Annotated in this window: 17 protein-coding genes; 7 read left to right on the top strand and 10 right to left on the bottom strand. The window is 69.6% G+C overall.

The genetic code is table 11. The annotated features are described in order from the left end of the window. Window positions 1–2 precede the first annotated feature (2 nt). Both Q5716_RS04070 and Q5716_RS04065 read right to left on the bottom strand, forming a co-directional pair. A complete protein-coding gene (locus tag Q5716_RS04070; RefSeq protein WP_305001809.1) occupies window positions 3–716 on the bottom strand; it encodes an ABC transporter permease in 714 nt (237 codons plus the stop codon). Window positions 717–730: 14 nt separating this feature from the next. After that, the gene (locus Q5716_RS04065) at window positions 731–1,609 is read right to left on the bottom strand and encodes an ABC transporter ATP-binding protein (protein WP_305001808.1); all 879 of its coding nucleotides are present in this window, start codon (window positions 1,607–1,609) and stop codon (window positions 731–733) included. 129 nt (window positions 1,610–1,738) lie between these two features. Between Q5716_RS04065 and Q5716_RS04060 the strand changes: the two genes are divergently transcribed. Both Q5716_RS04060 and Q5716_RS04055 read left to right on the top strand, forming a co-directional pair. Beyond that, window positions 1,739–2,857 (top strand): sensor histidine kinase, encoded by a 1,119-nt coding sequence (locus Q5716_RS04060; protein ID WP_305001807.1) that lies wholly within the window; start codon window positions 1,739–1,741, stop codon window positions 2,855–2,857. Continuing rightward, window positions 2,854–3,456: a response regulator transcription factor gene (locus tag Q5716_RS04055; protein ID WP_305001806.1), complete on the top strand. Its 603-nt coding sequence runs from the start codon at window positions 2,854–2,856 to the stop codon at window positions 3,454–3,456. Before Q5716_RS04060 ends, Q5716_RS04055 begins: the two co-directional genes overlap by 4 nt. Here Q5716_RS04055 and Q5716_RS04050 read toward each other — a convergent pair. The 5 genes from Q5716_RS04050 to murI are packed head-to-tail and all read right to left on the bottom strand — an operon-like array spanning window position 3,453 to window position 7,518. After that, window positions 3,453–4,109: a metal-dependent transcriptional regulator gene (locus Q5716_RS04050; protein ID WP_305001805.1), complete on the bottom strand. Its 657-nt coding sequence runs from the start codon at window positions 4,107–4,109 to the stop codon at window positions 3,453–3,455. The two genes, Q5716_RS04055 and Q5716_RS04050, sit on opposite strands and share 4 nt — an antisense overlap. A gap of 1 nt (window position 4,110) precedes the next feature. Then, entirely contained in the window at window positions 4,111–5,346 is a 1,236-nt protein-coding gene (locus Q5716_RS04045; protein ID WP_305001804.1) for an Nramp family divalent metal transporter, read from the bottom strand. Between the two features lie 32 nt (window positions 5,347–5,378). Continuing rightward, window positions 5,379–5,960 carry an RdgB/HAM1 family non-canonical purine NTP pyrophosphatase gene (gene rdgB / locus Q5716_RS04040; protein WP_305001803.1) on the bottom strand — a complete coding sequence of 194 codons (582 nt, stop codon included), beginning with the start codon at window positions 5,958–5,960 and terminating at the stop codon, window positions 5,379–5,381. After that, a complete protein-coding gene (gene rph, locus Q5716_RS04035; RefSeq protein WP_305001802.1) occupies window positions 5,957–6,679 on the bottom strand; it encodes a ribonuclease PH in 723 nt (240 codons plus the stop codon). The genes rdgB and rph overlap by 4 nt, the downstream gene beginning before the upstream one ends. Continuing rightward, entirely contained in the window at window positions 6,676–7,518 is an 843-nt protein-coding gene (gene murI, locus Q5716_RS04030) for a glutamate racemase (protein WP_305001801.1), read from the bottom strand. The genes rph and murI overlap by 4 nt, the downstream gene beginning before the upstream one ends. A gap of 24 nt (window positions 7,519–7,542) precedes the next feature. On the opposite strand from murI, the gene Q5716_RS04025 reads away from it, so the two are divergent. Next, window positions 7,543–8,835, top strand: coding sequence for a nicotinate phosphoribosyltransferase (locus tag Q5716_RS04025; protein ID WP_305001800.1), 1,293 nt, complete (start codon window positions 7,543–7,545; stop codon window positions 8,833–8,835). Here the strand turns inward: Q5716_RS04025 and Q5716_RS04020 are convergent, their stop codons facing one another. Genes Q5716_RS04020 through Q5716_RS04010 form a run of 3 tightly spaced genes read right to left on the bottom strand, consistent with a single transcriptional unit; the run spans window position 8,836 to window position 12,093 of the window. Beyond that, on the bottom strand, window positions 8,836–9,096 hold the full coding sequence (locus tag Q5716_RS04020) for a DUF3039 domain-containing protein (RefSeq protein ID WP_305001799.1): 261 nt from the start codon (window positions 9,094–9,096) through the stop codon (window positions 8,836–8,838). A gap of 25 nt (window positions 9,097–9,121) precedes the next feature. After that, window positions 9,122–10,687 (bottom strand): hypothetical protein, encoded by a 1,566-nt coding sequence (locus Q5716_RS04015; RefSeq protein WP_305001798.1) that lies wholly within the window; start codon window positions 10,685–10,687, stop codon window positions 9,122–9,124. Next, window positions 10,663–12,093 (bottom strand): ATP-binding cassette domain-containing protein, encoded by a 1,431-nt coding sequence (locus tag Q5716_RS04010; RefSeq protein ID WP_305001797.1) that lies wholly within the window; start codon window positions 12,091–12,093, stop codon window positions 10,663–10,665. The genes Q5716_RS04015 and Q5716_RS04010 overlap by 25 nt, the downstream gene beginning before the upstream one ends. Before the next feature lie 201 nt (window positions 12,094–12,294). Here Q5716_RS04010 and Q5716_RS04005 point away from each other — a divergent pair, with 201 nt between their 5' ends. The 4 genes from Q5716_RS04005 to Q5716_RS03990 are packed head-to-tail and all read left to right on the top strand — an operon-like array spanning window position 12,295 to window position 15,371. After that, window positions 12,295–12,984, top strand: a complete 690-nt coding sequence (locus Q5716_RS04005) for a phosphocholine cytidylyltransferase family protein (RefSeq protein ID WP_305001796.1) — start codon at window positions 12,295–12,297, stop codon at window positions 12,982–12,984. 25 nt (window positions 12,985–13,009) lie between these two features. Next, on the top strand, window positions 13,010–13,807 hold the full coding sequence (locus Q5716_RS04000; protein WP_305001795.1) for an ABC transporter permease: 798 nt from the start codon (window positions 13,010–13,012) through the stop codon (window positions 13,805–13,807). After that, window positions 13,807–14,547 (top strand): ABC transporter ATP-binding protein, encoded by a 741-nt coding sequence (locus Q5716_RS03995; RefSeq protein WP_305001794.1) that lies wholly within the window; start codon window positions 13,807–13,809, stop codon window positions 14,545–14,547. The genes Q5716_RS04000 and Q5716_RS03995 overlap by 1 nt, the downstream gene beginning before the upstream one ends. Window positions 14,548–14,588: 41 nt before the next feature. Next, the gene (locus tag Q5716_RS03990; RefSeq protein ID WP_305001793.1) at window positions 14,589–15,371 is read left to right on the top strand and encodes a hypothetical protein; all 783 of its coding nucleotides are present in this window, start codon (window positions 14,589–14,591) and stop codon (window positions 15,369–15,371) included. The last annotated feature ends 10 nt before the right edge of the window (window positions 15,372–15,381 follow it).

Raw genomic sequence — 15,381 nt, 5'->3', positions numbered from 1 at the left:
GACTAGGCGCGGGGCTCCCAGCGGAACATGGACCGCGCGACGAGCACGGCGACGACCACCCAGGCGACCGAGATGCCGACGAGCAGGGGCACGGCCGAGAGATCGCCTCCCGTCCACCCCAGAACGACGAGCTCCGTCGTCGCGCCGCCCGGGAGGAGCCGTTGGCCCCACTCGACAGGAGCCGGGGCATCCGGACCGCTGAACATCGTCCAGACCGAGATGCCGATCACGGCGAAGAACACGGGGAGCGTCGTCACCTGGGCGTGCTCGGGCGAATTGGTCACCCCGGCGGTGGCGATCGCCAGCGCGGCGAGGAGCGCCTCGATCACGAGAACCGCGATGACCACGAGCCACGGGTTCACGGGCCAGGAGGTCACGGCGGCGAGCGCGCCGAGCACGACGAACACCTGGACGATGTTGACGACGACGATGGGCGCGACGAGCCCGCCGATGATGGTGGCATCGCTCGCGGCACCGGAGCGCAGCCGCTTGAGGAAGAGCGTCTGGCGCCGGGCTGCGAGCGTCGTCGTGGCCGTGACGTAGACGCCCATGCCGACGATAACGGTGATCTGCAGGACGGCGGCGAAGACACCGCTCGAGCCGAGTCCCTGGAACAGGAACACCGCGGCGAGGCCGAGGGGCAGGAGCACGGCGCACGCGGCGACGAGGCGGTTGCGGACGAGCATCCGCAGTTCGGAACGGGCGATAGCGAACATGGAAGGTCTCCGGTCTAGTCGGCGAGGCTGCGGAAGACGTCAGCCAGCGAGGAATTGGTGGCGGCGAGGCGGTCGAGGCGGATGCTCTCGCGATCCGCCCAGGACAGGAGCGCGGTGAGATCGCGCTGGAGGTGCTTCGTCTCGATGGTGACGACGCCGTTCTCCGTCGACGTCGGGGGCACGGGCAGCTCACGGCCCGGTGGCGCCACGAAGGTGATGCGGGAGACCTCGTCGCGAACGAGCTCCTCGAGGGTTCCCTCGCGCTGTAGAACCCCGCGGTGCATGAGCCCGATGCGGTCGGCGTTCTCCTGCGCCTCCTCGAGGTAGTGGGTGGTGAGGATGATCGTGACCCCGTCTTCGCGCAGGCTCCGCACAACGGACCACAGGGCGTCCCGAGCGCTCGGGTCGAGCCCTGTCGTGGGTTCGTCGAGGAAGAGGAGCTCGGGGGTCCCCCAGACCGCCGAGGCGAAATCGAGCCTCCTCTTCTCCCCTCCGGAGAGCTGACCGACCCGGACGTCGCTCTTCGCCGCGAGCCCGACGTCGTCGAGCACGCGGTCGGCGGAATCGATCCGACCGGAGATCGCGCCCGTCAGCTCGACCGTCTCGCGAACGGTGAGGTCCCCGGCGAATCCCGCCTCCTGCAGCATGACTCCCATTCGCGGACGGATCCGCGACCGGTCGGCCGGATCGCCGCCGAGCACCCGGACCGAGCCCGATGTCGGTCGGCGGTGGCCCTCGAGCGTCTCGAGGGTCGTCGTCTTTCCCGCGCCGTTGGTGCCGAGGAGCGCATACAGCTCCCCCTCGCGCACCGTCAGGCTCAGGCTCTGCACGGCCGTGAAGGCGCCGTAGCTGTAGCTGAAGTCCGTGGTCTCCACGATGGCTGTCGATGTCATGAGTCCAGCGTGCGTCGCAGGCCCCTGCGGCCAGTAGAGCCATCGCACACCACCGGGAGTGACATCTGTCACTCGTTATCGTGACGGTCGGCCAGCCCGCACACCGGAGCGCTCCGGGAGAATGGAACGATGAGCACCGCCTCCACTGCCGGCTCCGCCGAGAGGGCGCTCGAACGCATGCGCCGCTACACGACGGGATCTTTCGTCGGCATCGTGGTGGTCTTCGTCGCCATGGGGCTGTTCCAGCTCCTGGGAGTGGAGCTCTCGCCTGTGTCGTCCTGGGTGTCCGTGACCGGGATGCTCGTGGCCGGCGCCACCGCCGGGTACGTCGTCTACCACTGGGAGAAGCGCCCCTCCCCCGGGTGGATCGAGACGGGCGCTCTCGTCCTCTGCTGCGCGGCCTGGGTCGCCACCGCGCTCGTGCGCGGGACGCCGGGCGTCGCGCTCGTCGTGGCGCTGGCGATCGGCACGGTCGTGGCCCGGGATCGGGAGCACCGGTCGAGGCGAGCGATCATCGGAGCCATCGTGCTCTTCGCCCCGATCGGAGCGGCAGCGCTGCTGCACCCGGGCCAGAACTGGATCCCCTGGCTCGCCGTGACGAGCGTCTCCTACGTCCTCGCCGTCGGACTGGCCCTGTTCACCATCTACACGTGGGGCCTCTACCTCGAGATCGACGCCGCCCGACGGGGGGCGGCGGCCCTCGCCGTCGCTCAGGAGCGCTACCGGTTCGCGGCCGACCTGCACGACATCCAGGGGCACACGCTCCACGTCATCCGCCTCAAGACCCGACTCGCGGGCCGGCTGCTCGACTCCGATCCCGCGGCGGCTCGCCAGCACCTCGCCGAGGCGGAAGCCCTCATCGAGGAGACGCTCGCCAACACCCGCAGCCTCGCTTTCGGAGACCGCGAGGTCGCCCTCGCCGCGGAGCTCGCGAACGCCGTCGAGCTGTTCTCCGCGGCGGGCATCCGGTGCATCGTCGATGGCGATCCGGCCGCCACCCGCGCAGACGAGCTGTTCGGGCTCACCCTGAGGGAGACGACGACGAACATCCTCCGCCACTCCCAGGCCCGCTCGGTGGGGATCACGATCGAGCCGGGTCGACTGGAGATCGTCAACGATGGCAGCCCGGACGCCTCCCGACCACCGAGCGGTCTCGGTCGACTCGGCGAGCGCTTCGAGGAGGTCGGCGGGATGCTCCGGACCCGGTCGCACGGTGGCTCCTTCACCACCGAGGCGGTGCTGCCGTGACGCGCGTCGTGATCGCCGACGACGAGAACCTGCTCCGCGGCGCCATCGCCGCCCTGCTCGACCTCGAGGACGGTATCGAGGTGGTCGGCCAGGCCGACAACGGCCCCGACGCGGTGCTGCTGGTCCGCTCGCTCTCCCCCGACGTCGTGCTGCTCGACCTGGAGATGCCCGGGCTCGACGGCATCGACACCGCGTCGCAGATCCTCGCGGAGACACCGGAGACCCCCGTCATCCTGCTGACCCGGCACGGCCGGCCCGGGGTGCTACGCCGGGCACTCAAGGCGGGGGTGCGCGGGTTCGTCGGAAAGACCGTCGACCCGGGGCGGCTCGCACAGATCATCTCCGACGTTCACTCGGGCTTGCGCTACATCGACTCCGAGATCTCGACCGCGGCGATGATGGATGACTGCCCGCTCACCGAGAGGGAGCTCGAGCTGCTTCGGCTGACCGTCGACGGTCTCACGGTGCGCGAGATGGCGGCGCGACTGCACCTCGCCTCCGGCACTGTGCGCAATTACCTGTCCGCGGCGATGCAGAAGACCGGCGGGTCGACGCGCCACGACGCGGCGCGACGGGCCGCCGAGCGCAACTGGCTCTAGTCGAGCACCACCCAGATCGAGGAGAGCGCCTCGGTGGCGAGGGCGACGCGCTGCCCCGCGAGCGAGACGACGGCGCTCTCGCCGGTCGACTGGAGCACCTCGAGGGCGACGTCGAGGGTGATGCCCTCAGCCTCGAGGTGCCGCAGGACGGCCGGGTCCCTGTCGCTGATGCGAGCCACCCGAGCCGGGGTGCCCGCGGCGAGATCGGCGAGGAGATGGGCATCCGGCTTGACGACGGTGCCGTCGCGCGCAGGGATGGGGTCGCCGTGCGGATCGCGGACCGGATGCCCGAGCTCGTCGTCGAGGGCGTCGAGGAGCCGATCGCTCACCGCGTGCTCGAGCACCTCCGCTTCGTCGTGCACCTCGTCCCAGCGGTATCCGAGCCGCTCGACGAGCCAGGTCTCGATGAGGCGGTGCCGTCGGACCATGCGCAGAGCGAGCTCGGTGCCCTCGGGGGTGAGCTCGATCGCGCCGTACGGCTCATGCGACACGAGGCCCTGCGCGACGAGCTTCTTCACCATCTCCGTCACGGAGGAGTTCGCCAGTCCCAGCCGCGCCGCGAGCACGGTCGTCGTGATGCGCTGCGGCTGCCACTCCGTGTAGCCGTGGATGACCTTGACGTAGTCCTCGACGACGGTTGCCGATACCACCATGTCAGCCTCCTTCGATCACGAGCACGATGAGCAGCACGTTGAGGGCGCTGATGACCCCCGCCGCGATCCAGCCCGCCCAGCGCAGCCACGGAGCGTTCGCGAACTCGCCGAGCTCGCGCTTCGAGCTCGCCAGCCACACCAGCGGAATGAGGGCGAACGGGATGCCGAAGCTCAGCACCACCTGGCTGAGCACGAGTGCCTGGGTCGGGTCGAATCCGACCGCGAGGATGACGAGAGCGGGCGCGAGCGTGATGAGACGGCGCAGGAGCAGCGGCACGCGGACCTTGAGCAGTCCCCCCATGATCGCCTGGCCGGCGTAGGTACCCACGCTCGTCGAAGCGAGTCCCGATGCGAGGAGCCCCACGGCGAACACCACTCCGACCGCCGGACCGAGGGTCGCGACGACGGCCGCGTGGGCGCCTTCGATGGTGTCGGTGCCGTCCACGCCGCGGAGCGCCGAGGCGGCGAGCAGCAGCATGGAGATGTTGACGGCGCCCGCGATGACGAGCGCGGCCCCCACGTCCCACCGCGTCGCCCGCAGGAGGGAGCGGATGCGGCCCGGATCGTCGCTGACCCCGTGCCGATCGCGCGCGAGCGCCGAGTGGAGGTAGATCACGTGCGGCATCACGGTGGCACCGAGCATGCTCGTCGCGAGCAGCACCGAGTCGACGCCCTCGAACCGGGGGACGATCCCGGCGACCGCCTCGCCCGCATCCACCCCCGAGAAGAACAGCCCGGTCATGAAGCCCACGACGATGACGGAGAGCAGGGTGACGATGACGATCTCGAAGGCCCGCTGACCGTTGCGGGACTGGATGGCGAGGAGGGCCATCGAGGCGACTCCGACGATGACGCCCCCGGCGAGCAGTGGGATGCCGAACAGCAGGTGCAGGGCGATCGCACCACCGAGAACCTCGGCGATGTCCGTCGCGGCGGCGACGAGCTCGGCCTGAAGCCAGTAGACGCGCCGCGGGGTCGTGGGGAGCCGATCGCCCAGGATCTCCGGCAGACTGCGACCGGTGACGATCCCGACCTTGGCCGACTGGTACTGAACGAGCACGGCGATCGCATTGGCGAGGATGAGCACCCAGAGCAGGAGGTAGCCGTACCGAGCCCCCGCCGTGAGGTTCGCTGCGACGTTGCCGGGATCGACGTAGGCGATCGCCGCGACGAACGCTGGTCCCAGCAGCACGAGGGTCGCGAACGGTCCGCGCTGACTCAATCCCCTCTTCGGCATACCGAAACGCTACAGTTTCGGTCGACCGAAATCTACTCGAGCAACCGAGCGCGCACCCGCGGCATCAACTGGCCGAACGCTCGCGACCGGTGGCTGATCGCGTTCTTCTCGTCGGGTCGCAGCTCGGCCGCGCTCACCGAGAGCCCCTCCGGCTTGAACACCGGGTCATAGCCGAATCCGCCCCCGCCCACCGGCTCGTCGAGCACGGTGCCGGGCCACACGCCGACCTCCACCATCTCCTCGTCTCCGACGACGAACGCGGCGGCGCACGTGAACCACGCTGATCGATCGCGCTCGTCCCCGAGCTCCTGGAGGAGCTTCGCGACGTTGTCCGCGTCCACTCGAGTGCCCGCAAAGCGGGCAGAGTGGATGCCCGGAGCCCCGCCGAGCGCGGTCGCGCTGATGCCCGAGTCGTCGGCGAGCGCGGGCATCCCCGTGAATGCGGCGGCGGCCCGCGCCTTGATGAGGGCGTTCGCCTCGAACGTGTCGCCGTCCTCGACGGGCTCGGGCCCCTCGTAGGCGACGAGTTCGATGCCGTCGAGCGCGGGCCCGAGGATCCGGGTCAGCTCCTCGACCTTGTGCGCGTTGTGCGTCGCGAGGACGACGCGGATCACGCGAGCGCCTCGGCCTGCAGTCGCGAGAGGTCGGCCGCTCCCCCCACGGCGAGATCGAGCAGAGCGTCGAGCTCGCGCCGGTCGAAGGGAGCGCCCTCGGCGGTGCCCTGGACCTCGACGAAGAGTCCGCGACCGGTCACGACGACGTTCATGTCGGTCTCCGCTCGGACATCCTCCACATAGGCGAGGTCGAGGAGCGGCTCGCCGTCGATGATCCCGACGCTCACGGCCGAGACGGAATCGATGAGCGCTTTCGCGTTCTTTCCGATGAAGCCCTGCGACCGCCCCCACTCGACCGCGTCGACGAGCGCGACATACGCGCCCGTGATGGCCGCCGTGCGAGTGCCGCCGTCCGCCTGCAGTACGTCGCAGTCGATCACGATGGTGTTCTCGCCGAGGGCCTTCGTGTCGATCACGGCGCGCAGGCTCCGCCCGATGAGACGCGAGATCTCATGCGTACGGCCGCCGATCTTGCCCTTGACCGATTCGCGGTCCATGCGGTCGTTCGTGGAGCGCGGCAGCATCGCGTACTCCGCCGTCACCCACCCCTTGCCCTTGCCGGTCAGCCACCGCGGCACGCCGTTGGTGAAGCTCGCCGTGCACAGCACCTTCGTGCGGCCGAAGGAGATGAGCGCGCTGCCCTCCGCCTGCTCGCTCCAGCCCCGCTCGATCGTCACGGGGCGCAGCTGGTCAGCCGCGCGGCCGTCGCTCCTGGTCATCGTCTCTCCTGTCCCGGGAGCGAGATGGCCCCCGTGTCGAACGTCTCCACTCTGACGACCTCCGGCCCGAGGAACCGGGTCGCGAGCCGCATGAACGACTCCTTATCGGGGCCGGTGGCCTCGAACTCGTAGCGAGGGGCATCCGGCGCCGTGCGTTCGAGCCCGTGCCGCACGAGGGTGCGGTACACGTCGAACGCCGTCTCCTCCGCGCTCGAGACGAGCGTCACGTCCTCCCCGATCACGTACTGGATCGCCGCGGACATGAGGGGGTAGTGCGTGCAGCCGAGCACGAGCGTGTCGATTCGGGCGTCCCGGAGCGGCGCCAGGTACTCCTCGGCGACCGCGAACAGCTCCGGTCCGCTCGTCACCCCGGCCTCGACGAACTCGACGAACCGCGGGCACGCCTGCGTGACGAGCTCGAGGTCTGATGCCGCCGCGAACGCATCCTCATAGGCCTTCGACTTGATCGTGCCAACGGTCCCGATCACCCCCACCCGCCGATTCCGCGTCTGCCGCACCGCGGCGCGGACGGCGGGCTGGATGACCTCCACCACGGGGATGCCGTAGCCGTCGGTGTACCGCTCCCGGGCATCCCGGAGCACGGCCGCCGACGCGGTGTTGCAGGCGATCACGAGGGCCTTGACCCCCTGGGCGACGAGGTCGTCCATCACGGCGAGCGCGAACTCGCGCACCTCGGCGATGGGCTTGGGCCCGTACGGCGTGTGCAGGGTGTCGCCCACGTAGAGGAGCGACTCGTGCGGCAGCTGGTCGATGATCGCGCGAGCCACGGTGAGCCCGCCGACACCGCTGTCGAAGACTCCGATGGGCGCGTCAGTCACGCCGAAAAGCCTATCCTTAGCCTCATGAGCACCGCGCTGCTGACGGACCGCTACGAACTGACGATGCTCGATGCCGCGATCGGCAGCGGCACGCACGAGCGCGAGTGCGTGTTCGAGGTGTTCGCCCGGCGGCTCCCCGAGGGACGCAGGTACGGAATCGTCGCGGGCACGGGCCGATTGCTCGACGCCGTCGAGCAGTTCCGGTTCGCGGATGCCGAGCTCTCCTGGCTCCGAGACAACGCCGTGGTGGGCCCCGCCGCCCTCGACTGGCTCGCCGATTACCGCTTCTCCGGGTCGATCTCCGGCTACCGCGAGGGCGAAACCTACTTCCCGGGCTCGCCACTCCTCGTGGTCGAGGGCACGTTCGCAGAAGCGGTCATCCTCGAGACCCTCATCCTCAGCGTGCTCAACTACGACACCGCGGTCGCGTCGGCCGCCGCCCGGATGGTGTCCGCGGCCCAGGGACGACCGCTCGCCGAGATGGGCTCCCGACGGGCGAACGAGCGCGCCGCCGTCGCGGCGGCCCGAGCCGCGTACATCGCGGGCTTCGGCGCGACGAGCAACCTCGAGGCCGGTCGCTCGTTCGGAATCCCGACGATGGGCACCGCGGCCCACTCTTTCACGCTCCTCCACGACAGCGAGGAGGAGGCGTTCCGCGCCCAGGTCGCCGCGCTCGGGCCGGCGACGACGCTCCTCGTCGACACCTACGACATCGAGAGGGGCGTCGAGCTCGCGGTCACGGTCGCGGGAACGGGCCTCGGCGCCGTGCGCATCGACTCGGGAGACCTGCCGGTGCAGGTCGCCGCGGTGCGCGCCCAGCTCGACGCCCTCGGAGCGACCGGCACCCGGATCACCGTGACGAACGACCTCGACGAGTTCACCATCGCGGCGCTTCGTGCAGCCCCGGTGGACTCGTACGGGGTCGGCACATCCGTGGTGACAGGGTCCGGGCATCCTGCCGCCGGACTTGTGTACAAACTCGTCGCCCACCGCGACAGTGCCGGCGAGTGGGTCTCGGTCGCGAAGAAGTCGGCCGCCAAGGCGACGGTCGGCGGCCGCAAGTGGCCCGTTCGAACCCTCGACACCCGCGGCACGGCCGTCGCGGAGACGATCCACGTCGGCGACGAGCCCCCGGTCGGAGCCGGCCGAGCGCTCCTCGTGCCGTACATCGCCGACGGGGTCATCGACGACCGCTACCGAGGGCCCGAGGGTACGGCGCTCGCCCGCGAGCACGCGGCCTTCGCGATGGACGAGCTGCCCGCGGATGCCCTCCGCCTCGGTCGAGGCGAGCCGGCCATCCCCACCGTCTACGCCTAGCTAGTCCTTCAGGCTCTCGTAGATCTTCTTGCACTCCGGGCACACCGGGAACTTCTGCGGATCGCGACCCGGCACCCACAGCTTGCCGCACAGCGCCTTGACAGGCTTGCCCGTCAGAGCGGACTCCATGATCGCGTTCTTCGGCGCGTAGTGCGAGAAGCGCTCGTGGTCGCCGTCCTCGACGAGCTCGCGGGAGAGCAGCTCCTCGAGCTCGCGGTCGAGGGTGTCGGTACCGCCGCCGGTGTGATCCGTGTCAGCCATATGCCCAGTCTAGATTCCGTCGCCGCTAGTTCTGGAGGGTGAACTCGAGGAGCTCGGGCGAGTGCCGGTCCATGATCCGGCCGCCCCACGCCGTGCCGCCGACGATAGCGACCACGCCGACGCCGACGCCAGCCCACGCCGCCGCCCAGTAGAGCGCCGGGTCCTGCGCCGCGAGCGCGATCAACCAGACCACCGGGGAGAGCACGAGGAGGATGGCGAGCACCGAGACGGCCTGGACGACCGAGCCGGTCGCTCCCGCCGCTTGCGGCTGCGCGAATGGGCTGTCCCCCGGCCGCACCGCCGGGTAGGGATACCCGGCCGACGCGACGCTCGAGACGCCGAGAGCGACCAGTAGGGAGCCCAAAGAGAGGCCGATGAGCGCCGGCAGCAAGGACCAGGCGTCGATGAGCGCCACCGTGACCGTGCTGCCGACCGCAGCGAGCGGGACGCCCAGGAGAAGGCCGGGCACGAGCCGCCCCCAACGGTCCGCGAGCCCGCTCGTGCTCGACGAGAGGTGGAGCCAGAACGCGGTGGAGTCCTGGGCGACGTCGTTGTGGACGAGCCAGCCGAGGAAGAGGCACATCAGGGGAACGGGAAGCCAGGCGATGACCTCCGCCGGCACGCCCGCCACCCACAGAGGAACGATGAGGAGCGGTATCAGCGGAATCGCCGCGAGCGAGAACACGTAGCGCGGGTCGCGGCTCCAATAGCTGAGACTGCGGGCGGCGACGACGCCGAACGCCGAGTCGGGCATCCGGTCGAACCACCCCAAGCGGGTGTAGCGTCGGCGGGACGCCTCGCGGCGCTGGCTCGATAGCGACAGCCCGACGAGCAGCCGCCACGCGACCGCGAGGACGACGAGGAAGCCGACGGCGATCGCGAGCTTCGCGAACGCCTCGTCGGCTCGACCGTTGGCCGCGTCCGCGGGGACGGCCCACGGAGCGCCGAACGGCGTCCACGTCACGACAGCCGCGATGCGGCGCAGGATCGGAAGCGAGTGGCTCTCCCAGTCGAGGGTGGCGAGGATCGCGGTGCCCGGGGCGAGCAGCGCCAGGAGCACGACGAGGGCTGTGCTCGTGACATCCCGCCACCGACGCGTCGCGAGAGCGAACGATGACACCGCCGAGGCGACGCGCGACAGCAGCACGCCCGTCGCGACGATGACGGGCGCCGCGACGACCGCGAGCACCGTGGCCAGCCCGTCGCGGCTCCACGTCACGATCTGCGCGAACGACAGCACGACCAGGAAAGCGGACGGGATGCTCACGAGCGAAGCAATGCCGAGACCCGCGTACAAGCGGGAGGTCGGGATGCCGAAGAGGGCGAACCTCCGCGGGTCGAGCACGTCGTCCGCTCCGAAGGAGAGGGGCACGAGCAGGAAGCCCACGAGAACGGCACCGCCCGCGACCACCACGAGGACCCGAGCGATGTCCGCGGACTCCGAGCGGAGCGCGACGAAACCGACGACCGCGAGCACCGCGAGTGCGACGGCGTAGAGCAGACCGACGACCATCCCGGCGACGGCGAGGGGCCGACGGCGGAACGATCCCGCGACGAGCGCGAGCTTCAGTCGGAGAAGCTGTGCAACCACTCGAGGCCCTCCACCGTCGTGCGCGACCCGGCGAGTTCCACGAACTTCTCCTCGAGCGTTCCCGACCCGCGGACCTCGGCGATCGTGCCATCCGCGAGGATCGAGCCACCGACGACGATCGCGACGTTGTCGCAGATCCGCTCGACGAGGTCCATGCTGTGGCTCGACAGCAGGACGGTGCCGCCCTGCGCCACGTAATTCTTGAGCACCTCGGTGACCGTCGACGCCGAGACGGGGTCGACGGACTCGAACGGCTCGTCCAGCACGAGGAGCCGCGGAGAGTGGATCAGCGCCGCCGCGAGCGCGACCTTCTTGGTCATCCCCGACGAGTAGTCGCTCACCAGTCGGCCCAGGGCGTCCTGGATGCCGAACACCTCGGCGAGGTCGGCGGTGCGCTGCTTGGTGACCGCCGACGAGAGGCCCCGGAGAACACCCGAGTAGTAGAGCAGCTGCGAACCGGTGAGCTTGTCGAACAGCCGGAGGCGGTCGGGCAGGACGCCCATGTTGCGCTTGGCCGCCGCCGGATCGGCCCACACGTCGGCACCGTGCACCGTCACCGTTCCGGCGTCCGGACGCAGGAGGCCGGTGACCATCGAGAGCGTCGTCGTCTTGCCCGCACCGTTCGGCCCGACGATGCCGTAGAACGCACCGGCCGGGACGGTGAGGTCGATGCCGTCGACGGCGACGGTGTCGTCGAAGCGCTTGGTGAGACCCGTCACGGTGAGAACGGCGGGCGCCGCCGTCTTCTTGCGCGCGGGGCGGCGCGGCTTCTTCGCCCGCGCGATGGCGGCGGGCTCGGGAGCCGTGTTCCGCTCGGGCTCGGGCTCCGGCAGGGTGTCGGGCTCCGGCTCGGGAACGGTCTCGACGACCGCGTCGGTCTTGTCGGGCGCGGCGACCGACTTCACGGCGTCGGCGACGGCTCGGGATGCCCGGGCCAGCGCCGCGGTCGGCAGTGTGATCTTGGGCACGGTGAGCTTCGGCAGCGAGAAGGCGGGTCGCTCGGAGGCCGTCTCGGGCGTCACCTCAGCGGGAGCGGCCTCCGGCTCGGGCTCCGGCTCCGGCTCGAGCGACTGCTCGGCCGCGGCTTCGGGCTCCGGCCCCGGCTCGGCCGCGGTTTCGGGCTCCGGCTCCGGCTCGGTCGACTGCTCGGCCGCGTCATCCTGGGCGACCGCGTCATCCGCGGTGACTTCGCCCTCCTCGACAACGTCGACAGCGTCCTCGACCGGAGCGAGCGCCTCCTCGATCGTCTCCTCGACGACCTCCGCGGGGGCGACGGCGGGCTTGCGCGCGGCCGGGGTCCTCGGGGCAGGCTTCCGCGCGGGCGCGGGCTTGCGAGTGGGAGAACTCGGCCGCGACGGCGACTTCTTCTGGGGCTTCTTCCCGGACCCGGGCGCGGCGTTTTCCACCGTTCAAACCTACCAACGTCGACGACTGCTCATGGGTCGCATCACAAATGTGCAACAAAGGGGTGATTCCCGTAGCGCTTTCAGGTCCCACTACTACGTTTGTCTGCAGCACAAAGGTGTGTCCACAACCCCATCCCGAGGTTAACAGAAGGCGAATTCTCGCCGGAGCCTCGGATCCAGACACAACCTGAGGAGACCACCATGACCCAGATCGTCATCCTGGCCGCCGGAATGGGCAGCCGCCTCGGTCGCTCCCTGCCGAAGCCCCTCACCGAGCTGAGCGACGGCCGCACCATCATGCAGCAGCAGTTCGACAACATCCGCTTCGCCTTCGGCGAGAACGCCCAGATCTCCATCGTCGTGGGCTACAAGCTCGAGCACATCATCGAGGCCTTCCCCGAGGCGTCGTTCGTGTACAACGAGCAGTACGACCAGACCAACACCTCCAAGAGCCTCATGCGCGCCCTCCAGGCGTCCGCCCCCGGTGGGGTGCTGTGGATGAACGGCGATGTCGTCTTCGACCCGATGGCTCTCGAGCGTGCCGCCGCTCTCGTGGCCCGCGAGCAGTCGTTCGTCTCGGTCAACACCGCCAAGGTCTCTGACGAAGAGGTCAAGTACACGACCGACGCCGAGGGCTACATCAAGGAGCTCTCGAAGACCGTCTCCGGTGGGCTCGGCGAGGCCGTCGGCATCAACTACGTGTCCCGCGACGACAAGGCGCTCCTGCTGCGTCAGCTCAAGCGCGTCGGCGACCAGGACTACTTCGAGCGCGGCATCGAGCTCGCGATCGACGAGGACAAGCTGCGCTTCGAGCCGGTCGACATCTCCGACCTCTACGCCGTCGAGATCGACTTCGCCGAGGACCTGGAGCGCGCGAACCTCTTCGTCTGACCGAGAGGGTCTTACGATAGGGGTCGTGTCCTCGACCGCCCTGCCCACGCGCACGTGGTCGCCCTTCGACCGCTACCGCCGTTCGCTGTGGCTTCTGACCGTCCGCGACCTTCGCGTGCGGTACTCGACCTCGGTGCTCGGGTACTTCTGGTCCATCCTCGACCCGCTCGTGATGGCCGGCATCTACTGGTTCGTCTTCACGCAGGTGTTCGCACGCCCCGTGGGCACCGAGCCGTACATCGTGTTCCTGCTCTCGGCCCTGCTGCCCTGGATGTGGTTCAACGGTGCCGTCTCCGATTCGACCCGCGCCTACCTTCGTGAGGCGAAGCTCATCCGGTCCACGAAGATCCCGCGGACCATCTGGGTGGCGCGCCTCGTGCTCTCGAAGGGGATCGAGTTCGTGGCGAGCATCCCGGTCCTCGCAGTCTTCGCGATCGTCGGTGGGGCGACCGTGCACTGGGAGGCCTTCTACTTCCTGCTCGCGATCGTTCTTCAAGCGGTTCTCACACTCGGCGTCGGGCTCATCGTCGCGCCGCTCGTCGTGTTCTTCCGCGACCTCGACCGAGCGACGAAGCTCGTGCTCAGATTCCTGTTCTACGCGAGCCCGATCATCTACGGGCTGAGCGACCTCCCCCCGCAGCTGCAGGGATGGGCGACGCTCAACCCGCTGTTCGGGATCTTCTCCCTGTACCGCTCGGCATTCTTCCCCGAGCAGTTGAACTGGATGGCCGTGGCGGTCGGATCGGCGGTCAGCGTCGTGCTGCTCGTGCTGGGCATCCTCGTCTTCGCCCGCACGGAGCGCGCCGTGCTCAAGGAGATCTAGTGGAGCAGCCCGTCGTCATCTCGGTCTCGGACGCCGGCATCCGGTTCCGTCGCAACCGCCGCGCGCGCCGCAGCTTCAAGGACCTGCTCTCGGGCCGGAAGCGGCGCACCCGACCCGGGGAGTTCTGGGCGCTTCGCGACGTGTCGTTCGATGTCCGCTCGGGCGAGGCGATCGGCGTTGTAGGACGGAACGGACAGGGCAAGTCGACGCTGCTCAAGCTCGTGGCCGAAGTCATCCTCCCCGATGAGGGCAGCGTCGCCGTCTCGGGCGGTGTCGCGCCGCTCATCGAGATCACGGGAGGGTTCGTCGACGATCTCACCGTGCGGGACAACGTCTACCTCACGGCGGGACTGCACGGGATGTCGCGGCAGGAGATCGACGAGCGCTTCGCCGAGATCATCGACTTCGCCGAGATCGGCGACTTCGTCGACACCCCCTACAAGCACTTGTCGAGCGGCATGAAGGTGCGCATCGCCTTCGCCGTGATCTCCCGGCTCGAAGAACCCATCCTCCTCGTCGACGAGGTGCTGGCCGTCGGTGACAAGGCGTTCCGAGAGAAGTGCTACCGCCGCATCGAAGAGCTCCTCGCCGGCGGCCGGACGCTGTTCTTCGTGTCCCACAATGAGAAGGACTTGCGGCGCTTCTGTTCGCGCGGCTTGTACCTGGACAAGGGTGCGCTCGTGCTGGACTCCGGGATCGACGAGGTTCTCGACCGATACAACTCCGACTACGGCGTCTAGCCTCCCCGCGGGCGCTCAGCCCACTGGACTACGGTGGGATCATGGCCAGGTCCACGGAAGTCGCGAACCCGTCGCCCATGATGGTTCGGGGAATCGACCGGCTCCTCACCGTGCAGCGCCCGGTGGTGCTGGCCCACATCAGGAGCATCCGTCGCGGTCGGCCGACCGCGAGTCCGGCGGAGGTCATCCGCATCCTCGAGCGCCGCTATCTCACGGCCGTCACCCTCGGGGGCGGTGCCGTCGGGGCGACTGCGGCCGTACCCGCGATAGGGACGGGCACCTCCCTCGCGCTCTCGGGAGTCGAGACGGCCGGATTCCTGGAGGCGAGCGCCCTATTCGCGCAATCGGTGACCGAGGTCCACGGCATTGTCGTGGACGACCCCGATCGAGCTCGCGCGCTCGTCATGACCATGGTGCTCGGATCGGCGGGAACCGACCTGCTGCGCCAGCTCGCCGGACAGGCGGCGGGCGGCCCTGCGCGGTCGGCGTTCTGGGGCGAGACGATCACCAAGAGCCTCCCCCGCGCCGTCATCGGGCCCATCGCCGACCGGATCAAGCACACATTCCTGAGGAGATTCACGATCGCCCAAGGCACCAACGTGGTCGGTCGCCTCATCCCCTTCGGCATCGGGGCAGTCATCGGAGGCGGCGGCAACCACCTCCTCGGGCGACAGATCGTCCGTGCGTCGCGCGAGGGGTTCGCTGCGCCCCCCGAGACGTTCCCCGTCTGGCTCGAGGTCGTGCCGAAGGAGCGGAAGGCGCTGAAGCCGTCGCGGCCGCGGAAGGCACTGCGGCGCGAGCGGCACTCCTCCCCAGGGGAGTAGAGGGAGCGAT

The organism is Antiquaquibacter soli (assembly GCF_030580675.1).
In the GTDB taxonomy this organism is placed as follows: domain Bacteria; phylum Actinomycetota; class Actinomycetes; order Actinomycetales; family Microbacteriaceae; genus Rhodoglobus; species Rhodoglobus soli.
The sequence above is the reverse complement of the archived record's forward strand: the minus strand, read 5'-3'. Positions and strand labels throughout refer to the sequence as shown.

Bases quoted from the DNA above. Each gene is read 5' to 3' on its own strand.
- Q5716_RS04070 (WP_305001809.1), bottom strand. From the start codon at position 716: ATGTTCGCTATCGCCCGTTCCGAACTGCGGATGCTCGTCCGCAACCGC.
- Q5716_RS04065 (WP_305001808.1), bottom strand. From the start codon at position 1,609: ATGACATCGACAGCCATCGTGGAGACCACGGACTTCAGCTACAGCTAC.
- Q5716_RS04060 (WP_305001807.1), top strand. From the start codon at position 1,739: ATGAGCACCGCCTCCACTGCCGGCTCCGCCGAGAGGGCGCTCGAACGC.
- Q5716_RS04050 (WP_305001805.1), bottom strand. From the start codon at position 4,109: ATGGTGGTATCGGCAACCGTCGTCGAGGACTACGTCAAGGTCATCCAC.
- Q5716_RS04045 (WP_305001804.1), bottom strand. From the start codon at position 5,346: ATGCCGAAGAGGGGATTGAGTCAGCGCGGACCGTTCGCGACCCTCGTG.
- rph (WP_305001802.1), bottom strand. From the start codon at position 6,679: ATGACCAGGAGCGACGGCCGCGCGGCTGACCAGCTGCGCCCCGTGACG.
- Q5716_RS04025 (WP_305001800.1), top strand. From the start codon at position 7,543: ATGAGCACCGCGCTGCTGACGGACCGCTACGAACTGACGATGCTCGAT.
- Q5716_RS04020 (WP_305001799.1), bottom strand. From the start codon at position 9,096: ATGGCTGACACGGATCACACCGGCGGCGGTACCGACACCCTCGACCGC.
- Q5716_RS04005 (WP_305001796.1), top strand. From the start codon at position 12,295: ATGACCCAGATCGTCATCCTGGCCGCCGGAATGGGCAGCCGCCTCGGT.
- Q5716_RS03990 (WP_305001793.1), top strand. From the start codon at position 14,589: ATGGCCAGGTCCACGGAAGTCGCGAACCCGTCGCCCATGATGGTTCGG.